The 7,710-nt window shown below is 66.5% G+C and carries 5 protein-coding genes (1 of these 5 cut by a window edge); all 5 read left to right on the forward strand.

What is annotated here, in order from left to right; all coding sequences use genetic code 11:
• Positions 1–1,118 precede the first annotated feature (1,118 nt).
• Positions 1,119–2,378 carry a TolC family protein gene (locus GJA_RS14465; protein WP_167541121.1) on the forward strand — a complete coding sequence of 420 codons (1,260 nt, stop codon included), beginning with the start codon at positions 1,119–1,121 and terminating at the stop codon, positions 2,376–2,378.
• Positions 2,379–2,431: 53 nt separating this feature from the next.
• Complete coding sequence (locus GJA_RS14470) at positions 2,432–4,579, forward strand: ATP-binding cassette domain-containing protein (RefSeq protein WP_242404549.1); 2,148 nt, start codon at positions 2,432–2,434, stop codon at positions 4,577–4,579.
• A complete protein-coding gene (locus GJA_RS14475; RefSeq protein ID WP_038493328.1) occupies positions 4,576–5,730 on the forward strand; it encodes an HlyD family type I secretion periplasmic adaptor subunit in 1,155 nt (384 codons plus the stop codon). Before GJA_RS14470 ends, GJA_RS14475 begins: the two co-directional genes overlap by 4 nt.
• A gap of 222 nt (positions 5,731–5,952) precedes the next feature.
• Entirely contained in the window at positions 5,953–6,183 is a 231-nt protein-coding gene (locus GJA_RS14480) for a hypothetical protein (RefSeq protein WP_038493330.1), read from the forward strand.
• Positions 6,184–6,359: 176 nt separating this feature from the next.
• On the forward strand, positions 6,360–7,710 hold the 5' portion of the coding sequence (locus tag GJA_RS28720; RefSeq protein ID WP_051780897.1) for a T6SS effector phospholipase Tle3 domain-containing protein. It continues 20 nt past the right edge of the window; only the first 1,351 of its 1,371 coding nucleotides appear in the window; its start codon is at positions 6,360–6,362; its stop codon lies off the right edge, out of view.

The following is a 7,710-nucleotide window of genomic DNA, read 5'->3' on the forward strand; positions in this document are numbered from 1 at the left end:
GCAAGCTGCGACCGCCGCCGATGCGCAAGCGGCCGCCAGCGCCGCGCAAGCCGCCATCTCGCTGGCCGCGCTGCATGCGGCGCAAGCCGACGACGCTGCCGCCGCGGCGGCGGCAGCGTTCGCGGCACAAGCGCAGGCCAATGCCCAGCAAGCCCATGCCGACGATGCGTCGGCCGCCGCCGCCCAGGCCGCTGCCGATGCGGCACAGGTGGCGCTGGCCCAGGCCAATGCGATCGCCGCGCAGACCGACGCCCACGCGCTGGGCCTGATCTCGGACGCCGACGCGTTGGCGGCGGCAGCGGCGCAAGCCATCGCCGACCAGACCGATGCGGCCGCGCTGGCGCAGCAAGCGGCCGCGCATGCGGCAGCGGCGGCGGCGGCGCAAGCGACCGCCGACCTGACCGATGCGCAGGCGTTGGGCCTGGTGGCCGACGCCGCGCACGCAGCCGCGATCGACGCCAGCAACCAGGCCGACCTGACCGACGCGGCGGCGCTGGCGCAGATCGCCAGCCACGACGCCGCCGCGGCGCTCGCGGCGCAACAGCTGGCCGACCTGACCGACGCCAACCACCTGCTGACGATCAGCACGCTGGCCCATAACAGCCCGCAAATAGTGACCGGCTTCCAGGGCGGCGCGCTGGCCGACGGCGGCGACGTGATCGACTTGTCGGCGCTGGGTCATCTGGGCAGCCTGTCGCTTGCCGCCGGAGTCAATCTGCACACCGACTTCGGTGCCGATAACTTCTTCGTCTTCGACGACACGCCGATCAGCATCCACGATGCGATCAGCGCCATCGCCGCCGACAGCAGCGTGCTGTCCGGCCAGGGCTACATCGTGATCCACGACGCGGCCAACAATGGCGCGGTGACCTTGTACCACTCCAGCGACCTGAGTTCGGCCACTGGCACGGAAACTGCGCTGGTGCTGCTGTCCGGCCTGACTACCACCCAGCACCTGACGCAAGCGAACTTCATCGTCTAAGCTGGCCCGGCCCCGGATTGCGCCGCGCGCGCAATCCGGGTTTTTCGCAAGACGCAATCACCATTGCATGCAATTGAACACACCAGGACGCAGCAGAACGGGGCCAGCCGGCCCGACAGACCACCACGGGATTCCATTGAGCGACTTCCCCCTCCCTGCCTGCATCCGCGCCGCCCTGCTGGCCGCGCTGATGCTTCTCTCCTCCGGCCCATTGCACGCACAGGGCGTCTGGAGCTTCGAACAAGTGCTGCAAGCCGCACTACTGAACCACCCGACGATCCAGGGCCGCCGTTCGGCCCAGGACGCCGCGCGCGCCGACCTCGACGGCGCCAAGTGGCAGCGCTATCCGACCGTCAGCGTGGAAGCGCCGGCCGGCTCCACTTCCAGCAGTTCAAGCAGCGGCCTGGTGCGCATCGAGCAGCCGCTGTGGGCCGGCGGCCGCATCTATGCCGGCATCGACGCGGCCGGCAGCCGGGTCGACGCGGCCGGCGCCGCGCTGGAAGAGGAACGCCTGACGCTGTCGCTGCGCGTGATCGCCGCCTATACCGAGGCGCTGCGCCAGAGCGCGCGCAGGAAATTCGCCGAGGAAGGGCTGGCCGAACATGAAAAACTGCTGGCCATGATAAAACGCCGGGTCGACCAGTCGGTCAGCTCGCAAACCGACCAGCGGCTGGCCGAATCGCGCACCTACCAGGCCAGCAACGACCTGTCGAACGCCAACCAGGCGCTGGCCAGCAGCCTGGCGCAATTGTCGCAACTGACCGGCAAGCCGGTGCGCGAAGTCAGCGACGCCGGCATCGCCGCCATCGAACCGCCGCTGCGCGACGGCATCGACGCCATCCTGCCGCAGGCGCTGGCGTATTCGCCGACGCTGCGCCGGCTGGAATTCGAGGAACAGGCGGCCGGTTCCGAGATCGCGCTGCAACGCTCGGCCTACATGCCGAAGCTGGTAGTGCGGCTGGAAAAAAACACCGGCAACCAGCCCGACATCGACAACCGCGCGCGCGCCATGCTGGTGCTGGTGGCGCAACCGGGCGCCGGCCTGTCGGCGCTGGCCGGGGTCGACGCCGCCGTCGCCAAGCGCGAAGCGGCGCGTTCGGCGCGCGAGGCTGCCGAACGCGACGTGCGCGAACGTTTTACGCTGGACTGGAACGAGGCCGAGGCGTCGCGCCAGCGGCTCGGCAACGCCGGCCAGGCCAGCGCCACCACCACCCAGGTGTTCGAATCGTATGCGCGCCAGTACGTAATCGGCCGCAAGACCTGGAACGACGTGCTGAACGCGGTGCGCGAAGCGACCCAGGCCCAGTTCGCGCTGGAAGACACGCGCGCGCAGGCGATCGCCGCCGGCCTGCGGCTGGCGGCCGAAACCGGCAACCTGGGCGGCGCGCGGCGCTGACCCGGCGCCGGCACGCACACATCGCACGACAACATCAAGCAAAGGACAGTATCGTGACAGCCTCTCTCAAGAACGGCCTGGTGACATTGATCGACAAGGCGGCGCGGCTGGCCGGCCAGCACTTGCCCGGCGCGCGGCTGGCCGACCTGCAACTGCATGTCGGGATGGCGCCCGAGACGCAAGATAGCCAACGGCTGCTGAACGACACCTGGCGCGCGGCCGGGCTGGAAGGCGCCGCGCGCGTGCTGCACAGCCCGACCCCGGCCGACCTGCCGTTCGTGATCCATCAGCCGCAGCTGGGCTGGGGCCTGCTGACCGTGCGCGGCGCCGACACCGTCTGGCATGGCGAAAACGCCGACGGCGCCAACCTGGTGCTGGAACGGCTCGACGGCGTCGCCTGCCTGTCGCTGCCGCGCCGCGCCGAAGCGAAAACCGACGATGAGGTCAAGCTGGGCGCGCTGCGCCTGGTGCGCGATGCCTTGTGGGCGCACAAGGCGGTGTTCGTCGACGCGGTGCTGGCCACCACGCTGGTGACCCTGCTGACCATGGCGACCTCGCTGTTTTCGATGCAGGTGTACGACCGCGTGATCCCGAACCAGGGGTTTAATACGCTGTGGGTGCTGAGCATCGGCGTGATCCTGTCGATCGTGCTGGAATTCGTGCTGAAGCAGGTGCGCAGCCGCATCGTCGACCATTCCTGCAATACCATCGACCACGAATTGTCCGAGTGGTTTTTCCAGCGCATGCTGGGCATCCGCATGGAAGCGCGGCCGGCCTCGGTCGGCACGCTAGCGGCCCAGGTCAAGGGCTTTGAAATGGTGCGCGGCGTGATGACGTCGACCTCGCTGTTCGTGCTGACCGACGTGCCGTTCGCGCTGGTGTTCCTGGTGATGATCACCGTGATCGGCGGCTGGCTGGTGGCGGTGCCGCTGGTCGCGCTGCCGCTGGCGCTGGTGACCGGCCTGATGTTCCAGAAGGCGATCCAGAACCACACCCGGCGCAACCTGTCGGCCAGCAACCGCAAGGCCGGCTTGCTGGTGGAGGCGGTGGACGGCATCGAATCGCTGAAAAGCAGCAGCGCAGAATGGCTGGTGCAGGGCCGCTGGGGCAAGCTGGTGGCCGAGACCAGCTACGCCGAACAAAATATCCGCGACTATGCTGCGCTGTCGCAAAACCTGACCGCCGCGTTCCAGCAAATCACCAACGTGGCGCTGATCGGCATGGGCGCCTGGTTCGTCACCGAAAACCAGATGACCATGGGCGCGCTGCTGGCCTGCACCATCATCAGCAACCGCGCGCTGGCGCCGATCATCCAGCTGCCCGGCGTGATGGTGCAATGGGCCCATGCGCGCGCCTCGATCGACGGCCTGGAACAAGTCATCAGCCTGCCCAACGAAGCCGACGCGGCGCACCACATGCTGACTCCGCGCAGCCTGGACACCGGTTTCCGTTTCGAGCGGATCCGCTTCAGCTATGGCGACACGCAGCGCGCGGCGCTGGAAGTGGAGCGGCTCGACATCAAGCCGGGCGAACGCATCGGCCTGGTCGGCGCGATCGGTTCCGGCAAGAGCACGTTATTGAAACTGATGTCCGGCCTGTACCAGCCGGCCGACGGCAAGGTGTTCCTCGGCGATGTCGACATGGCGCTGCTGGCGCCGGCGGTGGCGCGCGAAATGGTCGGCTACCTGCCGCAAGAGACCCGGCTGTTCAGCGGCACGCTGCGCGACAACCTGATACTGGGCCTGGCCGATCCGGGCGAGGAAGCGATCCTGGCGGCGGCGCGGCGCACCGGCCTGATCGACCTGGTGCTGGGCCAGCCGCGCGGCCTGGCGCTGGAAATCACCGAGGGCGGACGCGGCGTATCGGGCGGCCAGAAGCAATTGATCGCGGTGACCCGCATGCTGCTGGCGCGCCCGAAGATCTGGCTGCTGGACGAGCCGACCGGCGCGATGGATTCGAAAAGCGAGGCGCGCATCGTCGCGCTGCTGGCCGAGCTGGCGCAGGAAGGCGTGACGATGATCGCCACCACCCATAAGAACGCCCTGCTGCCGCTGCTGGACCGGCTGATCGTGCTGCAATCCGGACGCATCGTGCTGGACGGGCCGCGCGACTCGGTGCTGGCCAAGTTGTCCGGCAAGCCGCAACCGGTGGCCCAGCCGCCGGCCCAGCCCGTGCAGCCGGCGCAAGGAGCGGCAGCGTGAGCGCGCCACGCGGCGAGCGCCGCGGACGCATCCTGATCTGGAGCTGCGGCGCCGCCATCGTCGGCTTCCTGGCATGGGCCAACTGGGCCGAACTGGACCAGATCACGCGCGCCAACGGCCAGGTGATCGCCAGTTCGCGCAACCAGATCATCCAGGTCGCCGACGGCGGCGTGCTCAGCGACTTGCGGGTGCATGAAGGCAGCGTCATCAAGCGCGGCCAGCTGCTGGCGCGCTTCGACCAGACCAAGGCCGAATCGAGCTACCTGGAAAGCACGGCCAAGGCTGCCGGCCTGAAGGCGGCGGTGGCGCGGCTGCAAGCCGAAGTGTTCGGCGGCACGCCGAAGTTCCCGGCCGAATTGAACGCCTACCCGGAATTCAAGGCCAACCAGCTGACGCTGTTCAACAAGCGCCAGGGCGCGGTGCGCGAAGAGGTCGGCGCGCTGGAAAGCGCGATGAAGCTGATCAAGGAAGAACTGGCGATGAACTTGCCGCTGCTCGATTCCGGCGACGTCAGCCGCGCCGAAGTGCTGAAATTGCGGCGCCAGGTGGTCGATATCCAGGCCCAGATCACCAACCGCCGCAACAAATACCTGCAAGACAGCCAGACCGACCTGGTCAAGGCGCAGGAAGACCTGGCCGGCGTGCTGCAAACCGTGGCCCAGCGCAAGGAGCAGCTGGGATCGACCGAAGTGCATGCGCCAACCGACGGCATCGTGCGCAACGTGCGCCTGACCACGCTGGGCGGCGTGGCCAAGCCGGGCGAGGAAATCATGCAGATCGTGCCGACCGACGACGACCTGATCATCGAAGCGAAGGTCAAGCCGGCCGACATCGCCTTCATCAAGCCGGGACTGACGGCGGCGATCAAGCTGGACGCCTACGATTACGGCATCTACGGCCGGCTGCGCGGCACCGTCAGCTACATCAGCGCCGATACGCTGAGCGAGGATAACAAGGGCAACGAGCAGCCGTATTACCGGGTGCAGATCAAGACCAGCGGCCGCAACCTGGTCGGCCGCAACGGCGCTACCATCCTGATCCAGCCGGGCATGACGGCGACCGTCGAAATCAATACGGGCCGCAAGACCGTGCTGCGTTACCTGACCAAGCCGATCACCAAGACGTTTTCGGAATCGCTGGGGGAGCGCTGACTGTTATTCGAGAGGGCGGACACTGGGAATGAAGAGCCTGATTTGCAACCATGTCCATGGTCCGATGGAATCGCATAGGATGCGAGATGCCTGCATTGCCAGGCATCCCAATCCACTGTTTTCCTCCCTTTAAAAGGACACGATTCATGCTCGCATCAAGAAAATGATGCCGTCGTCCCGCCCCCGGAGGGCACCGGCAGCCTGATACGCGGCGGCAAGCTGATGCAGGTAAAGTTTGCGGTATTCTGCGACTGCCTCCCCGACGGCACCGACGCGCTGGAAGAGCGCATCGACGATGACATCGCGATGATCTGGACAGCATACGATTTCCGCGCCAACGGCAAGATACATCACTGCGGCACCGACATCGTGACGCTGATCCACCAGGACGGCAAGTGGCTGATTACCGGCATCGCCGACAATAGCCGCACCACCGGTTGCCCGGCACGATAAGGGCCGCCCTCGCCTCTGGCGTGGATCGCGCCACGCCAGCCCCTGCCATTCTCCCTTTGCTGTTCCAGCGCAAACATCAGGTTGATTGATTTGTGCGTACCATCCCCCTCCTCTAGACTGCGACAACCTCACTTTCAACCATTTCTCTTGTGTCTGGCTCTACTCCAGGAGTAGTAATGGCCTACCCCAAACTTCCGTATGTGATCGGGCGGGACAGCACGGTGCTGCAATGCAACCGGGCCTACGACAAGACCGTCAACGTCAAGCCCGCCCTGCCCGGCAACATCATCGTGATTCACGGCGTCAACGATGTCGGCACCAGCTTCGGTCCCGTGGAACAAGGGCTGTGCCAGGGACTCGATACGCGGCTGCATGGCATCGCGCCGGGCGCTTCCAGCCTGTTCACGCCCGCCGCCTACCGCCTGCCGGGCGCCGCCGACAAGGACGTGCTGGAACCGGACCCGGACGCGGTCTACTTCAAGCGCAAGATCGATGAGACCACCCACAGCCCGGTGATTCCGTTTTACTGGGGCTATCGGGAACGCTCGAACGCCGCCCAAGGCATCAACGGCCAGCGCACCGACCGCTACGGCAACAGGCTGGACAAGGACTTGTCCAAGAATGGCGGTCCGTTCGGCAACGCCACCAGCACCGTGCCGGACATGTGGAACAAGGGGCTGTTTTCACCGATTGACGCCGGCGGCGATCCGGTGCGGCCGTTAAAAACGGCGCCCGGGCGCATGTACATGGTGCTGGCGGCCAAGCGCCTGGCGGCACTGATTGCCATGCTACGCGACTACGACAAGGATGAAGTCGTTTCCATCGTCGCGCATAGCCAGGGCTGCCTGATCGCGCTGCTGGCGCAAGCCTTCCTGCTCGACGAGGGAAAACGCCCGGCCGACACATTGATACTGACCCATCCGCCATACAGCCTGGTGCAAGACACCACCCTGTTTTTCAGCGCCGTCGAATCGAGCCGGCTGTTTGGCGGCGGCGAGGATGAGGCCATGGCCGGCCAGTACGCGGCGCTCGATGCGCGCCAGACCCTGCACGCCCGGCTGCAAACACTGGCCCAGATCGTGCAAGGCGTGGTGGCCAAGAAACATGCCGCGCCGGCGCTGGCAGCCTTGACCGATCAGGCCAGACACCATGGCATGGTCGGTGCGGCATGGAGCGCGGCGGCTGACCGCGACAACCGCGGCAAGGTCTATCTGTATTTCTGCCCGGAAGACATGACCGTCGCGCTGGACAATATGCAAGGCATCGGCTGGCAAGGCGTACCGGACCATATCGATGGCCACGGCCTGTCGACGACCGCGGGCAAGCCGCGCAAAAGCCTGTGGGGCGACGGTCCTACCACATGGAACCAGGAATATCAGCGCCGCAAGCCATTGGCTGAAATCGGCGCCGGCTTTTTTCAACGCGTATTTACCAGCAAGCAGCGTTTCGATCCGGCAAACAAGACCAGCGGCCCGGTGCTGGTCGGCTTGCCGCCGCATGATTTTGCGCTGCGCATCGGACGCGAGG

The organism is Janthinobacterium agaricidamnosum NBRC 102515 = DSM 9628, from assembly GCF_000723165.1.
Classification (GTDB): Bacteria; Pseudomonadota; Gammaproteobacteria; order Burkholderiales; family Burkholderiaceae_D; genus Janthinobacterium; species Janthinobacterium agaricidamnosum.

Bases quoted from the DNA above. Each gene is read 5' to 3' on its own strand.
- GJA_RS14480 (WP_038493330.1), top strand. From the start codon at position 5,953: ATGCAGGTAAAGTTTGCGGTATTCTGCGACTGCCTCCCCGACGGCACC.